The organism is Pseudomonas sp. A (assembly GCF_056270345.1).
This window is the reverse complement of the sequence record NZ_CM149873.1, coordinates 4997940-5019266: the sequence shown is the minus strand read 5'-3', so window position 1 is coordinate 5019266 and position 21327 is coordinate 4997940. Positions and strand designations below refer to the sequence as shown.

The following is a 21327-nucleotide window of genomic DNA, read 5'->3' as shown; positions in this document are numbered from 1 at the left end:
AGCCATGGTGGTCGATCCGGGCCAGTGCCGTCGTCCCCGGCCAGGCCCTGCTTTTCAAAGACTGTTGTCCCTGAAGATTCATGTGAGGAGAAAACTATGCTGATTCTGACTCGTCGGTGCGCCGAGAGCCTGATCATTGGTGACGGTGAGATCACCGTGACGGTCCTGGGTGTCAAAGGCAACCAGGTGCGTATTGGCGTTAGCGCGCCCAAGGAAGTGGCTGTTCACCGCGAGGAAATCTACCTGCGGATCAAGAAAGAGAAGGACGAGGAGCCAAGCCTTTAATTTTTTTGAAGTTTTTTTCAAAAAAAGGGTTGCAAACGAGGAAGGGTGTGTTTAATATTCGCCTCGTGTTGCGGTGAGGTGGCCGAGTGGCCGAAGGCGCTCCCCTGCTAAGGGAGTATACCTCATAAGGGTATCGGGGGTTCGAATCCCCCCTTCACCGCCATTATTTGCCTGGAGCGCTTCAAGCGATCCGAATGGCACAGCAAGACACGGACTCATAGCTCAGCTGGATAGAGTACTCGGCTACGAACCGAGCGGTCGGAGGTTCGAATCCTCCTGAGTCCGCCACTTTTGAAGTGGCTTTGCCTGCAAGGCTGCTTCAATCCACCAGTGGTAATCTGGTCTAAAACTACCCCACGGACTCATAGCTCAGCTGGATAGAGTACTCGGCTACGAACCGAGCGGTCGCAGGTTCGAATCCTGCTGAGTCCGCCACTTTTGAAGTGGTTTTGCTTGCAAAGGCACTTCAACAAGCCAGTGGTAATCTGGCCTAAAACTACCAACCACGGACTCATAGCTCAGCTGGATAGAGTACTCGGCTACGAACCGAGCGGTCGCAGGTTCGAATCCTGCTGAGTCCGCCACTTTTGAAGTGGTTTTGCTTGCAAAGGCACTTCAACAAGCCAGTGGTAATCTGGCCTAAAACTACCACTACGGACTCATAGCTCAGCTGGATAGAGTACTCGGCTACGAACCGAGCGGTCGCAGGTTCGAATCCTGCTGAGTCCGCCACACATCAAGAAGCCCGCTCATTAGAGCGGGCTTTTTGTTTTTCTGGCGCGCTGAATTGTCACGGATGTCCATCTACGCTGTTCTTTAGATGTTCCCGAAAGGGGCCAGGCGCCGCAAATCGAACCAGCGCAAGACGAATGTGCTTTTCACGCCAGAGCGACCGTCGCACTGATGGCTTCGAGCGTTGTCACAGCTTTAGCGCGCAAACGATTGTTCTGGCCAAAAATTTAAGCGATCCGACAGCTTGCACAGTGTATGATTGCGCCCGTCAGCCCCGCCGGGGCTTGTGGAATCCCACCATGGACTTACCCAGTAGTTACTCGCCAACACGCTTCATACAGCCTGATCTGACCGATTGATTCTCCCGGCGTGCTCCGCTGCTGGGAGTGGAGTTCGCCTATGACCGAAATCGAAGTAAAGAAAGCCCAAGACAGCCTGCAGGATCGCCTGGCCCAGGTGATCGAGCTGCTGCAGCGCCAGCGGGTGGTCGAGGACCTGACGCACCGTCAGGAAGGTCACCACCATGACCTGGTGGAAAACCTCGTCCACCGCCAGAACCTCGTCGAACTGCAGCGCAAGCTCGACGACCTGCACCCCGCCGACATCGCCTATATCCTCGAAGCCTTGCCGCTGGACGACCGCCTGACGGTCTGGCAGCTGGTGCGCTCGGATCGCGACGGCGACATCCTGCTCGAAGTCTCCGACGCCGTGCGCCAGACCCTGATCGCCGACATGGACGATCACGAGTTGCTGGCCGCCGCCAAGGAAATGGACGCCGACGAACTTGCCGACCTGGCGCCGGAGCTGCCTCGCGACGTCGTGCACGAGCTCATGGAAACCCTCGATGCCCAGCAGCGCGAGCGTGTGCGCTCGGCCCTGAGCTATGACGAAGAGCAGGTCGGCGCGCTGATGGACTTCGAGATGGTCACCATCCGCGAAGACGTCAGCCTCGAGGTGGTATTGCGCTACCTGCGCCGGCTCAAGGAGTTGCCAGGGCATACCGACAAGCTGTTCGTCGTCGATTACGATGGCATTCTCAAGGGCGTGCTGCCGATCAAGCGGTTGCTGGTCAACGACCCGGACAAGAAAGTCGCGGAGGTCATGGCCAATGACCCGGTGACCTTCCACCCCGAGGAAGATGCCTACGACGCCGCCCAGGCCTTCGAGCGCTACGACCTGGTTTCCGCCCCGGTGGTGGACAAGAACGAGCGCCTGATCGGCCGTCTGACCATCGATGAAATGGTCGACCTGATTCGTGAAGAGAGCGAGAGCGAAGTGCTCAACATGGCCGGTCTGCGCGAGGAGGAAGACATCTTCGCCTCGGTCTGGCGCTCGCTGCGCAACCGTTGGGCGTGGCTTGCCATCAACCTGATCACCGCATTTGTCGCCTCGCGGGTGATCGGCCTGTTCGAAGGCTCCATCGAAAAGCTGGTAGCGCTGGCGGCGCTGATGCCGATCGTGGCGGGTATCGGCGGCAACTCGGGCAACCAGACCATCACCATGATCGTGCGCGCCATGGCCCTCGACCAGGTGTCGCCGGGCAATACCAGCCGCCTGATGCGCAAGGAGCTGGCGGTGTCGCTGCTCAATGGCCTGATCTGGGGTGGCGTGATCGGTGTCGTGGCGTTCTGGCTCTATGGCAGCTGGTCGCTGGGCCTGGTGATGACGGCGGCGATGACCCTGAACCTGTTGCTGGCCGCCTTGATGGGCGTGCTGATCCCGATGACGTTGACGCGCCTGGGGCGTGATCCGGCGATGGGGTCGAGTGTGATGATTACGGCGGTCACCGACAGTGGTGGTTTCTTTATCTTCCTGGGGCTGGCTACGCTGTTCCTGCTGTAAGCGTTGGGTTCAGGTCATGCGCCCCCCCCCCCTGTAGGAGCGGCCTTGCGCCGCGAAAGGGCCGCAAGGCCGCTCCTACAGTAGGGGTGTGCGTGACTCGGCAATCAGATGCAAAAAAGCCAGCTTGCGCTGGCTTTTTTGTGTGCGGTGTCGCTGCCTGGATCAGGACGCGTCGGCGGCCATTTCCACATCGTGAGCGATGAGGGCGACCAGGGCATTCTGCTGGCGGTGGGACAGTTGGCGGAAGCGCTGCAGCAGTTCACGTTCGTGGAGGCTGAGCTCTGGGCTGTCCAGGCGCATGCTCAGTTCATCACCCAGGGCGCCTTCCTGGATAAGGCTCTGCTCCAGGCGGGCGATGATCTCGGAGTTCATGCTGCGGTGGTGGTTGCGCGCTACCTCGGCAATGCGCTCACGCATCCCGTCTGGCAGGCGGACGACAAACTTGTCAGCGGTGCGGCTCGAATAGATAGCCTGTTTCATTGGGCGCATATAAATTGACCGGTTGTTCTGGTTCAGGGGGAGCGGTTCGCAAATTGGCCGCACGGTGGAAGTACGACCGCGGCGACGACAAAATGTTCAACCGTGATGTGATTTTGGTTCTTCATCTTGCCTCAGGGTCGCCGTTTCCTTGGCGTCAATTCTGTGACAAATAGTGATCTCGATAAAGGCTTTTTGCCAGTACCAATTATCAGAAATGAGCACTGGTTTGAAAAGTTTCACATTCATCGAATTACACCGGTGTCAGACAAATGCCGTCAAAATCTGGTGAAAGACGGTAAAGGCCTAGGGAAAATCCTGGAATAGGCTGGTTTCCCATACATTGAGCATAGTGGCTATGCAATATGACGCAAGCGGTGGGGCAACCTCAAGGGGGCGCCTTGTATTCCTCATGGGACCGTCGGGTTCGGGAAAAGATTCCCTGATCGATGCGGCGCGTGAGCGATTGTTCACCCTAGGTGTCGAAGTCGCCCGGCGGGTCATCACGCGCTCAGCCGAGGCCAAGGGCGAAGCTGCGCTCGGAGTGAGCGTCGAGCGCTTCGAGGCGATGCGCGAGGCGGGGGCCTTTGCCCTGGACTGGCAGGCTAACGGCTTGAGCTATGGCATTCCTGTTCAGCTGGACGCATGGCTCGCTGCGGGTCGGTCGGTGCTGGTCAATGGTTCGCGTGCCTACCTGGCCAATGCCCGGCAGCGCTATCCCGACCTGGTGGCCGTGGGGCTGACCGTTTCACAGCAGGCGCTGCGCCAGCGTCTGCTGGCCAGGGGGCGAGAGAGCAACGAAGAGATCGAACAGCGCCTGGCCCGCAACTTCAGGTTGCAGGCGTATGATCCCGGCGTGCATGTCGTGGACAACTCCGCTTCGCTGGCCGGTGCGGTCGAGGCGTTGCTCGCGCTGTTGCGCAGCGAAGGCGTGATCGCTGACGCGCAGGGGAAAAAGCCGACGTGCAAAACGCCCGATTGATACATGACAAATGCCCGCACGCTGGTTAACATGCTCGCCGTCCCCGCCGCACAGCGTCTGTTGTCGGCTTCAGTGTCTCAGTAGCTCAATTGGATAGAGCATCCCCCTCCTAAGGGGAAGGTTGGCAGTTCGAACCTGCCCTGGGACGCCATTTCCCCATTCCCCTTGTCTTCTTCACCGTACCTGAACGCTTGCCTGCGGCTGTTGAGCCGTGCGGCTGTAGCTCAGGGCGAAGTGTGCCGCCAGCCCGAAGATCAGCCCCCAGAACGCGGCGCCAAGACCGAGCAGGCTCATGCCCGATGCGGTGACCAGGAAAGTGATCAGCGCCGGCTCCCGCTGTTTCTCGTCACTCATGGCGCCTGCCAGGCCGTTGGCGATGGCACCGAACAGTGCCAGGCCGGCGAGGGCGGCGATCAGTTCCCTCGGCAGGGCGGCGAACACCGAGGCCAGGGTGGCGCCAAAACTGCCCATCAGCAGGTAGAAGGCACCGCAGGCCATGCCGGCGATATAGCGTTTATCCGGGTTCTCGTGGGCCTCGCGGCCGGTGCAGATGGCAGCGGTGATCGCCGCCAGGTTGACGCCGTGGCAGCCGAACGGCGCCAGCAGCAGCGAACCCAGGGCGGTGACCGAGACGATCGGGCGTGCCGGCACCTGGTAGCCGGAGGTGCGCAGTACGGCGATGCCGGGCACCGACTGGCCGGTGAGCGATACCAGGGCCAGGGGCAACCCGATATTGACGATGGCCTGCCAGCTCCACTGCGGGCTGGTCCAGGTCGGGATGGTCATTTCCAGCACCAGCGCCTGGGTGTCCAGTTGGCCCAGGCCGGCGGCGAGGCCGCAACCGACGATCAGCACCGAAAGAATCGCGTAACGCGGCGACAGGCGCTTGAACAGCAGGTAGCTTGCCAGCATCGACAGTACCAGCACGGGCTGCAGGCGGATCGAGCTGAACAGCTCGGCGCCGAAGCGGAACAGGATGCCGGCCAGCATCGCCGCGGCAATGGCCTTGGGCAGGCGATTCATCAGCTTGTCGAAGGCGCCGCTCAGCGCGATCACGGCAATCAGCAGCGAGGCGACGATGTAGGCGCCCACCGCCTGGGCCAGTGACACACTCGGCAGCATCGACACCAGCAGCGCCGCGCCGGGCGTGGACCAGGCGGTGATCACCGGCACCCGCAGTTTCCAGCTCAGCAGCAGGCCGGTCAGGCCGCTGCCGATGGAGATGGCCCAGATCCACGAAGCGGTCGCTGCGTTGTCCAGACCTGCCTGGTCGGCGGCCTGGAACACAATGATCAAGGGGCCTGCGTAGGAGATGATCACGGCGATCAGGCCGGCGACCAGGGCGGAGAGGGAAAAATCCTTTCTGAGGTTGTCCATGGCGAGTCCAGGTGAGTTAATTGATTCGATTGAGTCGATTCAAATTGAATCTATACGGTAACGAGACCTGAATTCAAGTGGGGCTGCTCTCCAGCCCGTCGCGGGCACGCTCACTCCTCCTGGAGCAAGCTGTAACTTGTTGATTCAGTGAGTACCTGTGGGAGCGGGTTTACCCGCGAAGCATTCGGCGCGGTGGATGGCACCGGCTCCGCCGGTGTTCGCGGGCAAGCCCGCTCCCACAGAGGGACAATTTCATCCGTGATTTCATGGCAGGAAGGCACAACTTGAATCGCTCGGAGGATCGACTCAAGTCGGCCTGTGTGTTCAAATTTCAATCATTTTCAGCCCGGTAGCCGTCTCATGTGGGTTCCACGGATCAGCGAAAGCAATCAGCCTGTCTACCTGTCCATCGCCGATGCGCTGGCGCATGACATTGCCAGCGGCGCGCTGCGGCGTGGCGAGCGCTTGCCGACGCTGCGCGAATTGGCGCAGGCGCTGGATGTCACGCCCGGCACCATCAGCCGCGCCTACACCGAGGCGTCGCGCCGTGGCTTGACCCAGGGCGAGGTGGGGCGTGGCACCTACGTCCTTGACCGGATCACCGAGACGGACGAGGCCCCCGTTGCCGCCCGTGCTGCCCCCGCGGTCCGCAGCGAAGTGCTCGACCTGTCGATCATCAAGCCCTACGGCGAAACCCTGCAGTACTGGTTGCGCAACGCCTTGACCGAGCTGGCCAATACCTCACGGCTGGAGCAGGTGCTGGACTACGCCCCCGACGGCGGCCATCCGGCGCATCGCGAGGCGGGCGCGCAATGGTTGCGCCAGTGGCTACCGGGTGCGCAGTGGCAGCAGGTGGTCATCACCAGCGGTGCCCAGCATGGGCTGATGGTGGCGATCAGCGCCCTGACCGGGGCGGGCGACCTGATACTGTGCGAGTCGCTGTGCTATCCGGGCATCATTTCCGTGGCCCATGGCCTGGGCCGCCGTCTGCGTGGCGTGCCGATGGACGAGCAGGGCATCATCCCCGAGGCCTTGCGCGAGATCTGCCAGCGCGAGCGGCCCACCATGCTGGTGTGCGTGGCGACCTGCCAGAACCCGACCATGGCAATCATGTCCAACGAGCGGCGCGCCCAGATCGCGGCGCTGGCGGAGGAGTTCGACTTCCTGCTGCTGGACGATGACATCTACGGCTTCCTTGCCACCGACCCGCAGACCCGGCCGCTGGCGACCTTCGCCCCGGAGCGTTCGATCTACCTCACCAGCCTGTCCAAGTCGGTCATGCCGGCGCTGCGCATCGGCTACCTGTACAGCCCGCCGAAGCTGCTGTCGCGCCTGACCGCCATGGTGCGCAGCACGGTGTGGATGCCTTCGCCATTGACCGCGCAATTGGCCAGCCATGTGATCGGCGAAGGGTTGGACAGCCAGTTGATCCGCATGCACCGCGCCGAGGCGGCGGCACGTCAGGCCATCGCCCGTGAAGTCTTCGGCAGTGCGTCGCTGCAGAGCCAGTCGCACTGCTATCACCTCTGGCTCAACCTGCCCGAGCCGTGGCGCAGCGACGAGTTCGCCCTGCTGGCGCGGGCCAATGGCGTGGTGGTCATGAGCGCCAGTCAGTTCCAGGTGGAGCGCACGGGCGATCCACGTGGCGTGCGGGTCGTGCTGATGGCGCCGACCAGTCGGGAGGAGTTGCGCTTCGCCCTGACCCAGTTGGCCAGCCTGCTTGAGTCAGGGGATCCGCAGCGCTTTTACTGACGGATGCTCAGGGCTACAGCTTGGCGCTGTACTTACGCTCGGTGTCCCTGTCATCCGCCGAGGTCATGGCGCCCTGGGCGCGCTGCGCTTCCTGATCGTTTCATCTCGGTCTCCTCCTGCATGCGTTGGGCGATCTGTCGAGCGATCGCGGTGATAAGCATGATGGCTCCCGGGATGGAGCTGAAGACACGACGAAAGGGGCAAAAGCAGTACCAGTAGTGGTACCGGGGCGAAATAGGCCGTCAGGGCTATTCCGGCAGCCTGTTGCTCGGAATATGCTTGCCCGGCATAGGAACAGGATTGCCGCTTGCGGCAAATACAAGCATGTGTCGGCAGCACCGGATACGGGGCGCAGTTGCTGGACAACAGGGAGCGCGTCCATGAGTCAGGCAACAAAGCCGCTACCGGCTGGCTTCACCGAGCAGCAATTGCACACCTTGTTCGATCTGATCAGCGACGGTATCTGGGACTGGGATGCCAACAGCGGCTATGTCTACCGCAACCCGGGCTGGTACGCGATGTTGGGCTACGCCAGCCATTCGCTGGACAATTCCGTGCTGACCTGGGAAAGCGTGATTCACCCCGAGGATTACCCGCGGGTGATGGCGCATTTCGAGGCTTACATCAACCAGCGCAACGAGCGTTATCTCATCGAGTACCGTTGCCGCTGCCAGGATGGCAGCTATCTGTGGATCGAGGACAGCGGCCATGTCATCGCCCGCAACGCCGACGGTTCGGTGGCGCGCATGCTCGGCGCCCACCGCAACATCGACGCGGGCAAGCGCCTGGTCGCCGAACTCGAGCAGCGCAACCTGTCCCTGGAAAGCCTGGTGGCCGAGCGCACCCGCGAACTGTCTTGGGTCAACCAGCAGTTGCAGCGCCAGCTCGACGAGAATCGCGAGTTGGCCGAGCGCGACGCCCTGACCCGTACCGCCAATCGCTATCGCCTGGAAAAGACCCTCGAGGAGGCGTGCGAGCGTGCCCGGCGCTTCCGTGAACCGCTGGCGTTGATCGCCATGGACCTGGACGACTTCAAACCGATCAACGACCTGCACGGCCACGCCCGTGGCGATGCCGCACTGGTCGAGGTTACCGAACGGATCCGTCGGTGTCTGGGCGAGCAGGACTTGTTGGCACGTTGGGGCGGCGATGAATTCGTGGTGGTCTTGCCGCGAACTTCGCAGGAGCAGGCACGTGAAGCGGCGCAGCGAATCCAGGAGGCCGTGGCCAAAGTGCCGCCGATAGGCCAGTGCCAGCTGACCATGAGCTATGGCGTGGTGCAGTGGCGCGAAGGGGAGGACCGTCAGGGGTTGCTGGGCCGTGCCGACAAGGCGCTGTACCGGGCCAAGGCAGCCGGCAAGAACGTCGTCGCCGAGTGAAAAAAAGACCCGCTGCGCCAGGGGCGTAGCGGGCCAAATACGGCGATTGCCGCTTCAGTGTCAGGTCAGATGTGCAGGGCGTGGCCCAAGGCGCGCAATGCCGCTTCCTGCACCGCCTCGCCCAGGGTCGGGTGGGCGTGGATGGTGCCGGCGATGTCTTCCAGGCGTGCGCCCATCTCCAGCGACTGGGCGAAGGCGGTGGACAGTTCCGACACCGCCACGCCCACGGCCTGCCAGCCGAGGATCAGGTGGTTGTCACGGCGGGCCACCACGCGCACGAAGCCGGTCTTTGATTCCAGGCTCATTGCCCGGCCGTTGGCGGCGAAGGGGAACTGCGCGACGATGCAGTCCACGCCCTGCTGGCTGGCTTGTTCCGGGGTCTGGCCGACCACCACCACTTCCGGGTCGGTGAAGCACACCGCGGCGATTGCGCTCGGCTCGAAGCGTCGGCTCTTGCCGGCGATGATCTCGGCGACCATCTCGCCCTGGGCCATGGCCCGGTGCGCCAGCATCGGCTCGCCGGCCACGTCGCCGATGGCCCAGACGTTGCGCATGCTGGTCTGGCAGCGCTCGTCGATGGCGATGGCCGCGCCGTTCATCTTCAGATCCAGGCTTTCCAGGCCGAAGCCTTTGGTACGAGGGCGACGGCCCACGGCCACCAGCACCTGGTCAGCCTCAAGGCGCAGCTGGCCACCTTGGCCATCGCTGGCCAGCAGGCAGCCGTCGGCATAGCCTTCGACACTGTGGCCCAGGTACAGGGCGATGCCGAGTTTCTTGATCGAGTCGGCCACCGGCGCGGTGAGTTCGGCGTCGTAGGTCGGCAGGATGCGTTCGCGGGCTTCCACCACGCTGACCTTGGCGCCAAGCTTGCGGTAGGCGATGCCCAGTTCCAGGCCGATGTAGCCGCCGCCGACCACCACCAGGTGCTGAGGCAGCGCCTTGGGCGCCAGGGCCTCGGTGGACGAGATGATCGGCCCGCCGATCGGCAGCATCGGCAGTTCGACGCTGTTCGAGCCGGTTGCCAGCAGCAGGTGCTCGCACTGGATGCGCTGGCCATCGACCTCGACGCTCTTGCCGTCGAGGATCTTCGCCCAGCCATGGATCACCTTCACGCCGTGCTTTTTCAGCAGGGCGGCGACGCCGCTGGTGAGGCGGTCGACGATGCCGTCCTTCCACTCGACGCTGCGCGTGATGTCCAGGCGCGGCGAGGATACGCTGATACCCAGCGGCGAAGGTTCGGTGAAGCGACTGGCCTGGTGGAACTGCTCGGCCACATGGATCAGCGCCTTCGAGGGAATGCAGCCGATGTTCAGGCAGGTGCCGCCCAGGGCCTGGCCTTCGACCAACACGGTGGGGATGCCCAGTTGTCCGGCGCGGATGGCGGCCACATAACCGCCGGGGCCGCCGCCGATGATCAGCAGGGTGGTGTTGATGAGCTCTTGCATGATCACTCCACGAACAGGCAGGCAGGCTGTTCCAGCAGGCCGCGCACGGCCTGGATGAACAGGGCGGCATCCATGCCGTCGACCACGCGGTGGTCGAACGAACTGGACAGGTTCATCATCTTGCGCACGACGATCTGGCCGTCGATCACCACCGGCCGTTCGACCATGCGGTTGACGCCGACGATCGCCACTTCCGGGGTGTTGACCACCGGGGTGCTGACAATGCCGCCCAGGGCGCCGAGGCTGGTCAGGGTGATGGTCGAGCCGGTCAGCTCTTCGCGGCTGGCCTTGTTGTTGCGCGCGGCGTGGGCCACGCGGGCGATCTCGCCGGCGTTGCTCCACAGGTTGCCGGCCTCGGCATGACGCAGTACCGGCACCATCAGGCCGTTGTCGCCCTGGGTGGCGATGCCGACGTGCACCGCGCCGTGGCGGGTAATGACCTGGGCCTCGTCGTCGTAGGTGGCGTTGATCTGCGGGAAGTCGCGCAGGGCGACGACCATGGCGCGCACCAGGAACGGCAGCAGGGTCAGCTTGCCGCGGCTGTCGCCGTACTTGGCGTTGAGCTGCTGGCGCAAGGCTTCCAGGTTGGTGACGTCGATTTCCTCGACGTAGCTGAAGTGGGCGACGCGACGCTTGGCGTCCTGCATGCGCTGGGCGATCTTGCGGCGCAGGCCGATCACCGGTACCTGCTCGCTGTCGGTGCGCTTGCCGTAGCCGCCCGGTGCCTGGCCGGCGCCGGTCTGCGGCTTGCTGATGAAGGCGTCGAGGTCTTCATGCAGGATGCGCCCGGCCGGGCCGCTGCCATGTACGTAACGCAGCTCGATCCCGGCGTCCAGGGCGCGCTTGCGCACGGCCGGGGACGCCAGTGGCTTGTCGTGGGCTTCGCGCGGCACGATAGGCGCGGCGGCATGGGCCGCAGCAGCCTGGGGTTGTGCCTCGATGCGTGGCTCGGGCTGGGCCACGGCCTTGACCGGCGCGGCTTCCGGCTCAACCGGCTTGGCCTGTGGCGCGTCGACATGGTTGCCACTGCCTTCGACCTCGATGCGGATCAGCTCGCTGCCGACCGCCATCACTTCACCCGGCTGGCCGCCCAGGGCCAATACCTTGCCGCTGACCGGCGAGGGAATTTCCACGGTGGCCTTGTCGGTCATGACATCGGCCACCACCTGGTCCTCGGCGATCATGTCGCCGACCTTGACGAACCATTCCACCAACTCGACTTGCGCGATGCCTTCACCGATATCCGGCATCTTGATGACGTGCGTGCCCATTCAGACCTCCATGACCCGTTTCAGTGCCGCGCCTACCCGCGAAGGGCCGGGGAAGTAGGCCCATTCCTGTGCGTGGGGGTAGGGCGTGTCCCAGCCGGTGACGCGCTCGATCGGCGCCTCGAGGTGATGGAAGCAGTGCTCCTGGACCAGCGACACCAGTTCGGCGCCGAAGCCGCAGGTACGGGTGGCCTCGTGCACGACCACGCAGCGACCGGTCTTCTTCACCGAGGCGACGATGGTCTCCAGGTCCAGCGGCCAAAGGCTGCGCAGGTCGATGACCTCGGCGTCGACGCCGCTCTCCTCGGCGGCCACTTGCGAGACATACACGGTGGTGCCGTAGGTCAGCACGGTGACGTCATTGCCTGGGCGGGTGATCACCGCCTTGTCCAGCGGCACGCTGTAGTAGCCATCAGGCACTGCGCTGTGCGGGTGCTTGGACCACGGCGTTACCGGGCGGTCGTGGTGGCCGTCGAACGGGCCGTTGTACAGGCGCTTGGGCTCGAGGAAGATCACCGGGTCGTCGCATTCGATCGAGGCGATCAGCAGCCCCTTGGCGTCGTACGGGTTCGACGGCATCACGGTGCGCAGGCCGCAGACCTGGGTGAACATCGCCTCGGGGCTCTGGCTGTGGGTCTGGCCGCCATAGATGCCACCACCGCAGGGCATGCGCAGGGTCAGCGGCGAGATGAACTCGCCGGCCGAGCGATAACGCAGGCGGGCCATCTCCGAGACGATCTGGTCGGAGGCGGGATAGAAGTAGTCGGCGAACTGGATCTCGACCACCGGACGCAGGCCATAGGCGCCCATGCCCACGGCGGTGCCGACGATGCCGCTCTCGGAGATCGGCGCATCGAACACGCGGGACTTGCCGTACTTGGTCTGCAGACCTTCGGTGCAGCGGAACACGCCGCCGAAGTAGCCAACGTCCTGGCCGTAGACCACCACGTTGTCATCGCGCTCGAGCATGACATCCATGGCCGAGCGCAGGGCCTGGATCATGGTCATGGTGGTGGTGGACATGGCGTTTTCCAGATGGATGCTGTTGTTGTGATCGTTCATCTCAGACCCCCAGTTCCTGGCGCTGACGGCGCAGGTGGTCGGGCATTTCCTTGTACACATCCTCGAACATCGAGGCGGCGCTGGGGATATGGCCATTGCTCAGGGTGCCGAACTGCTCGGCGTCCTTCTGCGCCTTGATCACCTCGGCCTCGAGCTCGGCGGTGACCGCCTGGTGCTCTTCCTCGGACCAGTGGCCGAGCTTGATCAGGTGCTGCTTGAGGCGGGCAATCGGGTCGCCCAGCGGGAAGTGGCTCCAGTCGTCGGCCGGGCGGTACTTGGACGGGTCGTCCGAGGTCGAGTGCGGGCCGGCACGGTAGGTGACCCACTCGATCAGCGTCGGGCCCAGGCCGCGGCGGGCGCGTTCGGCGGCCCAGCGCGAGGCGGCGTAGACGGCGATGAAGTCGTTGCCGTCGACCCGCAGCGAGGCGATGCCGCAACCCACGCCACGGCCGGCGAAGGTGGTCGACTCGCCACCGGCGATGGCCTGGAAGGTCGAGATCGCCCACTGGTTGTTGACCACGTTGAGGATCACCGGGGCGCGGTAGACGTGGGCGAAGGTCAGGGCAGTGTGGAAGTCGGACTCGGCGGTGGCGCCGTCACCGATCCACGCCGAGGCGATCTTGGTGTCGCCCTTGATCGCCGAGGCCATGGCCCAGCCGACCGCCTGGACGAACTGGGTGGCCAGGTTGCCGCTGATGGTGAAGAAGCCGGCTTCGCGCACCGAGTACATGATCGGCAGCTGGCGGCCCTTGAGCGGGTCACGGGTGTTGGACAGCAGCTGGCAGATCATGTCCACCAGCGACACCTCGCGGGCCATCAGGATGCTCTGCTGGCGGTAGGTGGGGAAGCACATGTCGCTGCGGTTCAGGGCCAGGGCCTGGCCGCTGCCGATGGCTTCCTCGCCCAGGCTCTGCATGTAGAAGGACATCTTCTTCTGGCGCTGGGCAACCACCATGCGGCTGTCGAAGATACGCGTCTTGAGCATGGCGTGCATGCCCTGGCGCAGTACCTGCGGCTCGATGCCCTCGGCCCAGGGGCCGACGGCGTCGCCGTGCTCGTTGAGCACGCGCACGAGGCTGTAGGAGAGGTCCGCCGTGTCGGCAGGCTCCACATCGATAGGGGGTTTACGGACTTGACCGGCGTCGTTCAGGCGCAGGTAGGAGAAATCGGTCTGGCAGCCTGGCCGGCCTGTAGGCTCGGGCACATGCAGACGCAGGGGGGCGTACTCGTTCATGCTTTTTACGCTCGCTCGAATGTTGTTTTTGTGAGCTTTGAAGCGGCCGCCGCTGACTGCCGGCTCGTGACTGGCAGGTCAGCGTCTTTTTACATCATAGGGGGACGGCAGGAGAATTTTTCTCTCAAGTTCATTGCCTTTGTCCGGCGGCGCAGATAAACATTCCGTACAAACACAAAAACCAGGTCAATTTCTCTCATGCGTAAACTGGATCGAACGGATATCGGCATCCTCAACAGCCTGCAGGAAAACGCCCGGATCACCAATGCAGAGCTGGCGCGCTCGGTCAACCTGTCGCCCACGCCGTGCTTCAACCGGGTCAAGGCCATGGAGGAGCTTGGGGTGATCCGCCAGCAGGTCACGCTGCTGTCGCCCGAGGTGCTGGGGCTGGATGTGAATGTGTTCATCCACGTCAGCCTGGAAAAGCAGGTGGAGCAGTCGCTGCACCGCTTCGAGGAGGAGATCGCCGAACGGCCGGAGGTGATGGAGTGCTACCTGATGACCGGGGATCCGGACTACCTGCTGCGGGTGCTGCTGCCGAGCATTCAGGCGCTGGAGCGCTTCCTCGATTACCTCACGCGCTTGCCCGGGGTGGCGAACATTCGTTCCAGCTTTGCCTTGAAACAGGTCCGTTACAAGACCGCGTTGCCGCTGCCGGCCAATGGCATGACGCTGCGCGAGCAGTAACCTGGGCTGGCCCTTTCGCGAGTAAACCCACAGGTTCACCTTTGCCCTGAAGGCTGGCCAGGTTCCTGTGGGAGCGGGTTTACCCGCGAAGAGGGCGCCACGATCCCTGGGGTGCTTGATATTTTAAACACCCCCGGCCTATGTTGTGTGCGTCGCCATTCCCGGCATGCGAACACAACAAGAAGGACAGCGTCATGACGACCGAAGGCCCGCGCAACCAGGCAGCGTTCCTCAAGGGCATCGATGAAATCGAGTGCGTCACCCCCGACCTCAACGGCGTGCCCCGCGGCAAGGTGATGACCGCCGAGGGCTTCCTCGAGGGCCGCCGCCTGCAGATGGCTCGCGGCGTGCTGCTGCAGTGCATCATGGGCGGCTACCCGGCGGCCAAGTACTACGGCAGCGACGACGGCGACCTGGCGTTGGTGGCCGAGCCTTCGCAGATCCACCGCCTGCCCTGGAGCGACGAGCCTCGCGCGCTGGCCATCTGCGATGCGGTGGAGCTCGATGGCACGCCCTCGGGCCTGTCCAGCCGTGGCCAGCTCAAGGCGGTGATCGCCCGCTATGCCGAGCGCGGGCTGGCGCCGGTGGTGGCGACGGAACTGGAGTTCTTCGTGTTTGCCGCCAACAGCGACCCGACCCAGCCGTTCCAGCCGCCACTGGGCAAGGACGGTCGTCGGGAAATGGGCCACTCGGCCTTCAGTGTCAGCTCCAACAACGGCCTGCGTCCGTTCTTCAACGATGTGTACCGCTGCATGGCGGCGTTGGGGCTGCCGCGTGACACCTTCATGCACGAGATGGGCGTCAGTCAGTTCGAGATCAACCTGCTGCACGGCGATCCCTTGCTCTTGGCCGACCAGACCTTCCTGTTCAAACACCTGCTCAAGGAAGTCGCGCTCAAGCATGGCCTGACCGTGGTGTGCATGGCCAAGCCCCTGGCGCACACCCCCGGCAGTTCGATGCATATCCACCAGAGCCTGGTCGACAGCGCCAGCGGGCGTAACGTGTTCAGCGACGAGCAGGGCAGGGCGACCGACACCTTCCACCATTTCATCGGTGGCCTGCAGGCCTGTCTGGCCGACTTCACCGTGCTGTTCGCGCCGAACGTCAACTCCTACCAGCGCCTGTGTCACCCCTATGCGTCGCCGAACAATGCCTGCTGGTCCGAGGACAATCGCGCAGCGGGCCTGCGCATCCCGGCCAGCTCGCCTGCGGCGCGGCGAGTGGAGAACCGCCTGCCGGGCGCCGACGCCAACCCTTACCTGGCCCTTGCCGCGAGCCTTGCCGCCGGCCTGCATGGAATCGAGCGGCAGCTTGCGCCGACGCCGGCGATCCAGGGCGAGTTCGAAGTCCCCGAGCACCTGAGCCTGCCCTGCACCCTGCACGCCGCGCTGGAGCGCCTCAAGCGCAGCAACCTGGCGCGGGAACTGTTCGGCAGGGAGTTCATCGAAGGCTACATCGCCACCAAGACCCTGGAGCTGAGCGATTTCTTCGATGAGATCACGCCCTGGGAGCGCCGCGTGCTCGCCGCGCAAGCCTGAGCGCGACACGACCGCTACTGGATGCGCCCCCGGCGGCCGATTTCGCCGTCCGGGGCCTGCGCCGCGATGGATTTGCTTTTATGCTTGGCAGCACCCCCGCGCCACCAGATCAAGGAGCTTGACGGGACGTATGCGAAATATCTGGAAGCCGTTTCAGTCGTTGTACTTCGCCGCCCTGATGATGCTGATCGGTTCGGGCCTGCTCAGTACCTACCTGGCCCTGCGCCTGGCCGCCGACCATGTCGACAGCCTGTGGATCGGTGCGTTGATGGCGGCAAACTACTTCGGCCTGGCGGTGGGCGGCAAGGTCGGGCACCGGCTGATCGGCCGGGTCGGGCATATCCGCGCCTACGCCACCTGTGCCGGCATCGTCGGCGCGGCGGTGCTCGGGCACGGGCTGACCAGCTGGCTGCCGGTGTGGATCGGGCTGCGGATGATCGTCGGCCTGGGGATGATGTGCCAGTACATGGTCATCGAAAGCTGGCTCAACGAGCAGGCCGATGCCAAGCATCGCGGCGCGGTGTTCAGCGGCTACATGATCGCCTCGTATCTTGGGCTGGTGCTTGGCCAGTTGATCCTGGTGGTGCATCCGCAGCTGGGGCCTGAGTTGCTGATGCTGGTGGCGATGTGCTTTGCCCTGTGCCTGGTGCCGGTGGCCATGACCCGGCGTATCCACCCCGCGCCTTTGCGGCCGGCGCCGATGGAGCCGAAGTTCTTCATCAAGCGCGTGCCGCAGTCGTTGTCCACGGTGCTCGGCTCGGGTCTGATCGTCGGTTCGTTCTATGGCCTGGCGCCGCTGTATGCGTCCAGCCAGGGGCTGTCCACCGAGCAGATCGGTCTGTTCATGGGCAGCTGTATTTTTGCCGGCCTGCTGGTGCAGTGGCCGCTGGGCTGGTTGTCCGACCGTTATGATCGCGCCGTGCTGATCCGCAGCGTGGCGATCGGCCTGGCGCTGGCCTCGGCGCCGCTGGCGATCCTGCCGGGCGTGCCGTTGGCGCTGTTGTTCGGTATCGGCTTCGTCATATCGCTGTTGCAGTTCTGCCTGTATCCGCTGGCGGTGGCGTTCTCCAACGACCATGTGGAAAGCGAGCGGCGGGTCTCGTTGACCGCCATGCTGCTGGTCACCTATGGCGTGGGCGCCTGCATCGGGCCGCTGGCGGCGGGGGTGCTGATGAAACTGCTGGGTGCGCAGATGCTGTACGCCTTCTTCGTGTTCTTCGCCCTGGTGCTGGTCTGGCGCATTCGGCCCAAGGCGGTCACCGGGCTGCACCAGGTCCAGGATGCGCCTCTGGGGCACGTGGCCATGCCGGCGGCGGGGTCGCCCTTGTCGGCGGCCCTTGACCCTCGGGTGGACGAGCAGACCGTGCAGGAGGTGATGCAGGCGCCGGTGGCGGCGGAGGATACCGAAGAGGAGGCCGGCGCGGAGCGGGAAAGCGAGATGAGCAAATCCTAGCCAGTCAGTTAAGCCAATTGGGGTCGCTGCGCGACCCTTCGCGGGTAAACCCGCTCCCACAGGATCGCGCAGACGCTGAATCGAGCGCTGTACCTGTGGGAGCGGGTTTACCCGCGAAGGGCTGCAAAGCAGCCCCAATAAGTGCGATCAAGCGCTAACTGCCTGGCATTAACCCGTGGGGTGGCGTTTTCGTGCCCTGCTGACGCTCAATAGTCGTCTTTGTCGAACCGCCGCGCCTCGCGCTGCAGCTGATAGACGAAACTCTCGATCTTGCGCTGCGCCTGACCGTTGAGGTTATGGAAGCGCACCCCAGCGAAGGTGGTGTTGATACGCTCCTCGAAGTGCAGGTGGCGCAGTTCGACCAGGGTGTCGGTCAGCCCCAGTGGGTTGCTGGCCTTGAAGCGCTCGTAGACCTGGCCCAGTTGCAGGCGGTCCTCGACGTTGCCGTCGAAGCGCAGCTTGCAGCCGGTGGCGGAAATGTCCAGCAGCTTGCCGCGCAGGGCGCCGTTGCCCTTGAGGTGGGCGCCGTCGAGGACGATGTCGACCAGTTGCGACAGTTTCAGCGCGGCGCGGAAGGCGTTGCGGCGCTGGTGGTAAGTTACTTCCTCGGGCAGCGGGCCACGGTAGCAGCGGTGGCCGTCGATCTCGCCGATGGTCAGTGCCGTGTTGGATTCCCAGGCGATGCGCACGCCGTCATGGAAGCCTTCGACACGGAACGGTTCGCCGTTCTCGATGTACTTCTCGCCGTCGCGAGGGATCATTTCATCCAGTGCCAGGACGCCGCTGTCCCGGTCGACATGCACCACGTAGCTTTGAAACCGCTGGCTGCGCTCATGGAAGCTGATGATCAGCGGGTCGTGGCTCTCCAGCAGCTGGCGCAAGTTGGCCGTGATCTCCAAAGGGGTGGTCAGCACCTTTGGTGGCTGGGGAGCATCGGTTTCATTGAACACGGGTAATCAATCTCCAGGCGAATACGGCACACGCAAGTAACGGCATTATGCCAGTATGTTCCGTGCCTTGATCAGGGTCAATCAGACTTGGCCGATGGCCCTGGGCTTGTCCATTGGCGAGGTGGCGCCGCGGCTGTCATAGAGCGACGGCGAGTCGCCGCCCATGAGGATTCTGATCTGGTTGGCCGTGGCGTATTGCTGCATCTGGATGATCCGGCCATTGTTCTCGTTGACCTTCTGGCAGGCATCCATCAGCTGGGTGAGCTCATTGAGCTGCTGCATGATGAGTTCGCCGTTGGGCGACTGGTCGGCCACTGCCTGCACGCCCGCGCGGTCGGCGCTGAGGCCGAGATCGATGAGCAACTGGTTGCGCCGCAGGCCCTGCTGTTCGAGCAGCACGACCAGCGACTGCTTGCGGGCAAGGATATGCTCCAGCGCCATGATTTCCCGGCCATGCAGGGAAACTGCCTCCTTTTGCAGAAGGTCGAGCAGTTCCTGGGTCGGCGCGATGTCGTCTTCGATCAGTTGCAGCAGGGTGATGTCGTGCATGGCTAACTCTTGGCGAATTGCGTCCTTGAAGTCAGCGCCCCTGGGGGTCAGCGCTGGGCTTCGAAATCAAGCAGTTTGCTGGCGACCCGGTCGGCATCGACCTTGTAGCTGCCGTCTGCGATGGCCTGTTTCAACTCGGCCACGCGGGCGCTGTTGACGGTCGGCTGATCGCGCAGCTTGTCGCTGATCTTCTGCAATTGCTGGGCCTCTGGGCTCAGGTGTACCGCTTCTCCGCTGACACTGGCGTGCTTGGGCGCTGCGCTGGCCTCGCCGGCTTTATCGGCGTTGCCTGGCGCGGCATTGCCGCGAACGCCGCCCGTGACGGACGGAGAGTTGTTGAGACGACTGAAGTCGATGACCATGTTCAGAACCCCTGGGAATTAGGACGCATGCCTTGCTTTCGGCCTACCCGAGCAAAACTTTAGGCGTGAATGCATCACCGCCTCTCGGCACACGTGCGCAACCCGATCTGTGACACAGTTTAGGGGGCGCGGTTCCACATCGCCAGCGTTGCGTCACTATCCCGACGCAGTGCAGTCCTACATGGCCACCTCGACCTGCCCCGGGCCCGTGACGCGGGCCTTGACCACGCGTTTGGAGTTCAGGTTGCGCACCCGGATCTGCGTCTGCAGGCCGCCCTTGTCCAAGGCCTCGCCGGGCATGCGCACGCTCAGGCTGCCGCTGCGGGCGATGATCACCACGTGATCGCCCTTGCGCACCACATCGGCCTGCTCCAGGTGCTGTTGCGTCAGCACCTGGTCGAGCACAGTGGGGCGCAACAGCTTCAAGCCCACGGCCTGGTCAAGCTGGGTCAGGTAGCCGACGCCGAGGGTGCCCACATCGCGTTCGCGCAAGGCCACATCGCCTTCACCCACCACGCTTTCACGTTTCAGGGGGCGAGTCATGACCACCACGTCGCGCATCAGGCGCACCTGGGCTGGGACGAATACCGTCCAGGGCGCCGTGCCGTCGCAGCGGACCCGTACCGTAACCCGCCCCAGGGGCGTCGAACCTTCCAGCGAGGCGTCCAGCTGCTGGCTGCACAGCGGCATGCGCAGGCGTGGGTCGAGGTTGTTGACCTGGATCTCGTAGCGGCCCGGGGTCTGGGTGGTCGCCAGGTAGTCCTCCACGGTGAATTCAAGAAACCCCTGAGTGACACCGATAAGCTGTTCAGGCAAGGTAAAAGAGTCCGCCAGCGTACGAATGCCGGGTGCCAGCAGGCACAGGGCGGCCAGTGAGCCGGTCAACAGGCGCGTCAGTCGTCGGAAATTTGTCGTTTTCGTATACATGGCGTTCAAAAAAGCAAAGCCCGTGCCGATTCGGTACATAGGCAATCGTTGAAGGAGTCTGGCATGGCTGGAGTGATGGATTCGGTCAACCAGCGCACGCAACTGGTGGGGCAGAATCGCCTGGAGCTGCTGTTGTTTCGCCTCAATGGCGATCAGCTCTACGGCATCAATGTGTTCAAGGTACGGGAGGTGCTGCAGTGCCCGGACCTGACGCTGCTGCCCAGGTCCCACCCGGTGGTGCGCGGCGTGGCCAACATTCGGGGGGCGACCATCCCGATCCTGGACCTGTCGATGGCCACCGGCCTTCCGCAGTTGAAGGAAGAAACGCGCAACAGTTTCGTGATCATCACCGAGTACAACACCAAGACCCAGGGTTTCCTGGTGCATTCGGTCGAGCGCATCGTCAACATGAACTGGGAAGAGATCCATCCGCCACCCAAGGGTACCGGACGCGATCACTACCTGACAGCCGTGACCCGGGTCGACAACCGCATGGTCGAGATCATCGATGTGGAGAAGGTGCTGGCCGAGGTGGCGCCTTCGTCCGAGTCGGTGTCCGATGGCGTGATCGATGCCGAAGTGCAGGACAAGGCGGTGATGCTGCGGGTGCTGACGGTCGATGACTCGTCGGTGGCGCGCAAGCAGGTGAGCCGTTGCCTGCAGACCGTGGGAGTCGAGGTGGTGGCGCTCAACGACGGTCGCCAGGCCCTGGATTACCTGCGCAAGCTGGTGGACGAGGGCAAGCGTCCGGAGGAAGAGTTCCTCATGATGATCTCGGATATTGAAATGCCGGAAATGGACGGCTATACCCTCACGGCGGAGATCCGCAGCGATCCGCGCATGCAAAAACTGCACATCTGCCTGCATACTTCGCTGTCCGGGGTATTCAACCAGGCGATGGTCAAGAAAGTCGGTGCCGATGACTTCCTGGCCAAGTTCAGGCCGGATGACCTCGCCCAGCGCGTGGTCGATCGGATCAAGGCAAGTCATTGAAACGGCCGGGGCCCGTCCCCGGCGCTAGCGATT

The 21327-nt window shown here is 63.7% G+C and carries 19 protein-coding genes and 6 tRNA genes; 15 read left to right on the top strand and 10 right to left on the bottom strand.

Translation table 11 applies throughout. The features are described from left to right. The first annotated feature begins 96 nt into the window (after nucleotides 1–96). The 7 genes from csrA (at nucleotide 97) to mgtE (ending at nucleotide 2859) form a co-directional block, all read left to right on the top strand. The gene (gene csrA, locus AC0MAZ_RS22415; RefSeq protein WP_003254503.1) at nucleotides 97–285 is read left to right on the top strand and encodes a carbon storage regulator CsrA; all 189 of its coding nucleotides are present in this window, start codon (nucleotides 97–99) and stop codon (nucleotides 283–285) included. Between the two features lie 72 nt (nucleotides 286–357). Next, nucleotides 358–448 (top strand) — tRNA-Ser (locus tag AC0MAZ_RS22410). A gap of 48 nt (nucleotides 449–496) precedes the next feature. Beyond that, nucleotides 497–573: transfer RNA gene (locus AC0MAZ_RS22405), tRNA-Arg, on the top strand. A 70-nt stretch (nucleotides 574–643) separates the two neighbouring features. Continuing rightward, nucleotides 644–720: transfer RNA gene (locus AC0MAZ_RS22400), tRNA-Arg, on the top strand. Between the two features lie 72 nt (nucleotides 721–792). After that, nucleotides 793–869, top strand: a tRNA-Arg gene (locus tag AC0MAZ_RS22395). A gap of 71 nt (nucleotides 870–940) precedes the next feature. Beyond that, nucleotides 941–1017: transfer RNA gene (locus AC0MAZ_RS22390), tRNA-Arg, on the top strand. A 399-nt stretch (nucleotides 1018–1416) separates the two neighbouring features. After that, on the top strand, nucleotides 1417–2859 hold the full coding sequence (gene mgtE / locus AC0MAZ_RS22385) for a magnesium transporter (RefSeq protein ID WP_110738608.1): 1443 nt from the start codon (nucleotides 1417–1419) through the stop codon (nucleotides 2857–2859). 162 nt (nucleotides 2860–3021) lie between these two features. Here the strand turns inward: mgtE and AC0MAZ_RS22380 are convergent, their stop codons facing one another. Then, nucleotides 3022–3348, bottom strand: a complete 327-nt coding sequence (locus tag AC0MAZ_RS22380) for an Arc family DNA-binding protein (protein ID WP_003254499.1) — start codon at nucleotides 3346–3348, stop codon at nucleotides 3022–3024. A gap of 346 nt (nucleotides 3349–3694) precedes the next feature. On the opposite strand from AC0MAZ_RS22380, the gene phnN reads away from it, so the two are divergent. Both phnN and AC0MAZ_RS22370 read left to right on the top strand, forming a co-directional pair. After that, nucleotides 3695–4318 (top strand): phosphonate metabolism protein/1,5-bisphosphokinase (PRPP-forming) PhnN, encoded by a 624-nt coding sequence (phnN, locus tag AC0MAZ_RS22375; RefSeq protein ID WP_475859214.1) that lies wholly within the window; start codon nucleotides 3695–3697, stop codon nucleotides 4316–4318. Between the two features lie 74 nt (nucleotides 4319–4392). Further along, nucleotides 4393–4469 (top strand) — tRNA-Arg (locus tag AC0MAZ_RS22370). A gap of 23 nt (nucleotides 4470–4492) precedes the next feature. Here AC0MAZ_RS22370 and AC0MAZ_RS22365 read toward each other — a convergent pair. Beyond that, entirely contained in the window at nucleotides 4493–5695 is a 1203-nt protein-coding gene (locus tag AC0MAZ_RS22365; RefSeq protein ID WP_254465085.1) for a benzoate/H(+) symporter BenE family transporter, read from the bottom strand. A gap of 360 nt (nucleotides 5696–6055) precedes the next feature. On the opposite strand from AC0MAZ_RS22365, the gene AC0MAZ_RS22360 reads away from it, so the two are divergent. Together AC0MAZ_RS22360 and AC0MAZ_RS22355 are read left to right on the top strand one after the other, a co-directional pair. Beyond that, the gene (locus AC0MAZ_RS22360) at nucleotides 6056–7447 is read left to right on the top strand and encodes an aminotransferase-like domain-containing protein (RefSeq protein ID WP_475859212.1); all 1392 of its coding nucleotides are present in this window, start codon (nucleotides 6056–6058) and stop codon (nucleotides 7445–7447) included. 380 nt (nucleotides 7448–7827) lie between these two features. Next, a complete protein-coding gene (locus AC0MAZ_RS22355; RefSeq protein ID WP_475859210.1) occupies nucleotides 7828–8826 on the top strand; it encodes a diguanylate cyclase domain-containing protein in 999 nt (332 codons plus the stop codon). Between the two features lie 65 nt (nucleotides 8827–8891). Here AC0MAZ_RS22355 and lpdA read toward each other — a convergent pair whose 3' ends face one another. Genes lpdA through AC0MAZ_RS22335 form a run of 4 tightly spaced genes read right to left on the bottom strand, consistent with a single transcriptional unit; the run spans nucleotide 8892 to nucleotide 13835 of the window. Beyond that, nucleotides 8892–10271, bottom strand: coding sequence for a dihydrolipoyl dehydrogenase (gene lpdA, locus AC0MAZ_RS22350; protein ID WP_203651566.1), 1380 nt, complete (start codon nucleotides 10269–10271; stop codon nucleotides 8892–8894). 2 nt (nucleotides 10272–10273) lie between these two features. Further along, on the bottom strand, nucleotides 10274–11542 hold the full coding sequence (locus AC0MAZ_RS22345) for a dihydrolipoamide acetyltransferase family protein (RefSeq protein WP_203651568.1): 1269 nt from the start codon (nucleotides 11540–11542) through the stop codon (nucleotides 10274–10276). Then, nucleotides 11543–12601, bottom strand: coding sequence for an alpha-ketoacid dehydrogenase subunit beta (locus tag AC0MAZ_RS22340; RefSeq protein WP_186714872.1), 1059 nt, complete (start codon nucleotides 12599–12601; stop codon nucleotides 11543–11545). A gap of 1 nt (nucleotide 12602) precedes the next feature. Next, the gene (locus AC0MAZ_RS22335; protein ID WP_110738599.1) at nucleotides 12603–13835 is read right to left on the bottom strand and encodes a 3-methyl-2-oxobutanoate dehydrogenase (2-methylpropanoyl-transferring) subunit alpha; all 1233 of its coding nucleotides are present in this window, start codon (nucleotides 13833–13835) and stop codon (nucleotides 12603–12605) included. A gap of 198 nt (nucleotides 13836–14033) precedes the next feature. On the opposite strand from AC0MAZ_RS22335, the gene bkdR reads away from it, so the two are divergent. The 3 genes from bkdR to AC0MAZ_RS22320 all read left to right on the top strand — a co-directional run bounded on the left by bkdR (nucleotide 14034) and on the right by AC0MAZ_RS22320 (nucleotide 17513). Next, a complete protein-coding gene (bkdR, locus tag AC0MAZ_RS22330) occupies nucleotides 14034–14522 on the top strand; it encodes an Lrp/AsnC family transcriptional regulator (protein ID WP_203651586.1) in 489 nt (162 codons plus the stop codon). A gap of 296 nt (nucleotides 14523–14818) precedes the next feature. Beyond that, entirely contained in the window at nucleotides 14819–16060 is a 1242-nt protein-coding gene (locus AC0MAZ_RS22325; RefSeq protein ID WP_232857538.1) for a glutamine synthetase family protein, read from the top strand. A 130-nt stretch (nucleotides 16061–16190) separates the two neighbouring features. Next, the gene (locus AC0MAZ_RS22320; RefSeq protein ID WP_203651588.1) at nucleotides 16191–17513 is read left to right on the top strand and encodes an MFS transporter; all 1323 of its coding nucleotides are present in this window, start codon (nucleotides 16191–16193) and stop codon (nucleotides 17511–17513) included. Nucleotides 17514–17719: 206 nt separating this feature from the next. On the opposite strand, the gene AC0MAZ_RS22315 is transcribed toward AC0MAZ_RS22320, so the two are convergent. From AC0MAZ_RS22315 to flgA, 4 genes are all read right to left on the bottom strand, one after another. Next, nucleotides 17720–18463: a flagellar brake protein gene (locus AC0MAZ_RS22315; protein ID WP_203651590.1), complete on the bottom strand. Its 744-nt coding sequence runs from the start codon at nucleotides 18461–18463 to the stop codon at nucleotides 17720–17722. Between the two features lie 81 nt (nucleotides 18464–18544). Then, nucleotides 18545–19012 (bottom strand): flagella synthesis protein FlgN, encoded by a 468-nt coding sequence (locus AC0MAZ_RS22310; protein WP_203651591.1) that lies wholly within the window; start codon nucleotides 19010–19012, stop codon nucleotides 18545–18547. A 47-nt stretch (nucleotides 19013–19059) separates the two neighbouring features. Then, nucleotides 19060–19374, bottom strand: a complete 315-nt coding sequence (flgM, locus tag AC0MAZ_RS22305; RefSeq protein WP_203651596.1) for a flagellar biosynthesis anti-sigma factor FlgM — start codon at nucleotides 19372–19374, stop codon at nucleotides 19060–19062. A 177-nt stretch (nucleotides 19375–19551) separates the two neighbouring features. Next, nucleotides 19552–20301, bottom strand: a complete 750-nt coding sequence (flgA, locus tag AC0MAZ_RS22300; protein ID WP_186714868.1) for a flagellar basal body P-ring formation chaperone FlgA — start codon at nucleotides 20299–20301, stop codon at nucleotides 19552–19554. Nucleotides 20302–20364: 63 nt separating this feature from the next. Here flgA and AC0MAZ_RS22295 point away from each other — a divergent pair, with 63 nt between their 5' ends. Next, nucleotides 20365–21294 (top strand): chemotaxis protein CheV, encoded by a 930-nt coding sequence (locus AC0MAZ_RS22295; RefSeq protein ID WP_050706714.1) that lies wholly within the window; start codon nucleotides 20365–20367, stop codon nucleotides 21292–21294. Nucleotides 21295–21327 lie beyond the last annotated feature (33 nt).

Excerpts from the sequence above, each read along its gene's own strand:
- csrA (WP_003254503.1), top strand. The coding sequence starts at position 97 with ATGCTGATTCTGACTCGTCGGTGCGCCGAGAGCCTGATCATTGGTGAC.
- mgtE (WP_110738608.1), top strand. The coding sequence starts at position 1,417 with ATGACCGAAATCGAAGTAAAGAAAGCCCAAGACAGCCTGCAGGATCGC.
- AC0MAZ_RS22380 (WP_003254499.1), bottom strand. The coding sequence starts at position 3,348 with ATGCGCCCAATGAAACAGGCTATCTATTCGAGCCGCACCGCTGACAAG.
- phnN (WP_475859214.1), top strand. The coding sequence starts at position 3,695 with ATGCAATATGACGCAAGCGGTGGGGCAACCTCAAGGGGGCGCCTTGTA.
- AC0MAZ_RS22365 (WP_254465085.1), bottom strand. The coding sequence starts at position 5,695 with ATGGACAACCTCAGAAAGGATTTTTCCCTCTCCGCCCTGGTCGCCGGC.
- AC0MAZ_RS22360 (WP_475859212.1), top strand. The coding sequence starts at position 6,056 with ATGTGGGTTCCACGGATCAGCGAAAGCAATCAGCCTGTCTACCTGTCC.
- AC0MAZ_RS22355 (WP_475859210.1), top strand. The coding sequence starts at position 7,828 with ATGAGTCAGGCAACAAAGCCGCTACCGGCTGGCTTCACCGAGCAGCAA.
- lpdA (WP_203651566.1), bottom strand. The coding sequence starts at position 10,271 with ATGCAAGAGCTCATCAACACCACCCTGCTGATCATCGGCGGCGGCCCC.
- AC0MAZ_RS22345 (WP_203651568.1), bottom strand. The coding sequence starts at position 11,542 with ATGGGCACGCACGTCATCAAGATGCCGGATATCGGTGAAGGCATCGCG.
- AC0MAZ_RS22340 (WP_186714872.1), bottom strand. The coding sequence starts at position 12,601 with ATGAACGATCACAACAACAGCATCCATCTGGAAAACGCCATGTCCACC.
- AC0MAZ_RS22335 (WP_110738599.1), bottom strand. The coding sequence starts at position 13,835 with ATGAACGAGTACGCCCCCCTGCGTCTGCATGTGCCCGAGCCTACAGGC.
- bkdR (WP_203651586.1), top strand. The coding sequence starts at position 14,034 with ATGCGTAAACTGGATCGAACGGATATCGGCATCCTCAACAGCCTGCAG.
- AC0MAZ_RS22325 (WP_232857538.1), top strand. The coding sequence starts at position 14,819 with ATGACCGCCGAGGGCTTCCTCGAGGGCCGCCGCCTGCAGATGGCTCGC.
- AC0MAZ_RS22320 (WP_203651588.1), top strand. The coding sequence starts at position 16,191 with ATGCGAAATATCTGGAAGCCGTTTCAGTCGTTGTACTTCGCCGCCCTG.
- AC0MAZ_RS22310 (WP_203651591.1), bottom strand. The coding sequence starts at position 19,012 with ATGCACGACATCACCCTGCTGCAACTGATCGAAGACGACATCGCGCCG.
- flgM (WP_203651596.1), bottom strand. The coding sequence starts at position 19,374 with ATGGTCATCGACTTCAGTCGTCTCAACAACTCTCCGTCCGTCACGGGC.
- flgA (WP_186714868.1), bottom strand. The coding sequence starts at position 20,301 with ATGTATACGAAAACGACAAATTTCCGACGACTGACGCGCCTGTTGACC.
- AC0MAZ_RS22295 (WP_050706714.1), top strand. The coding sequence starts at position 20,365 with ATGGCTGGAGTGATGGATTCGGTCAACCAGCGCACGCAACTGGTGGGG.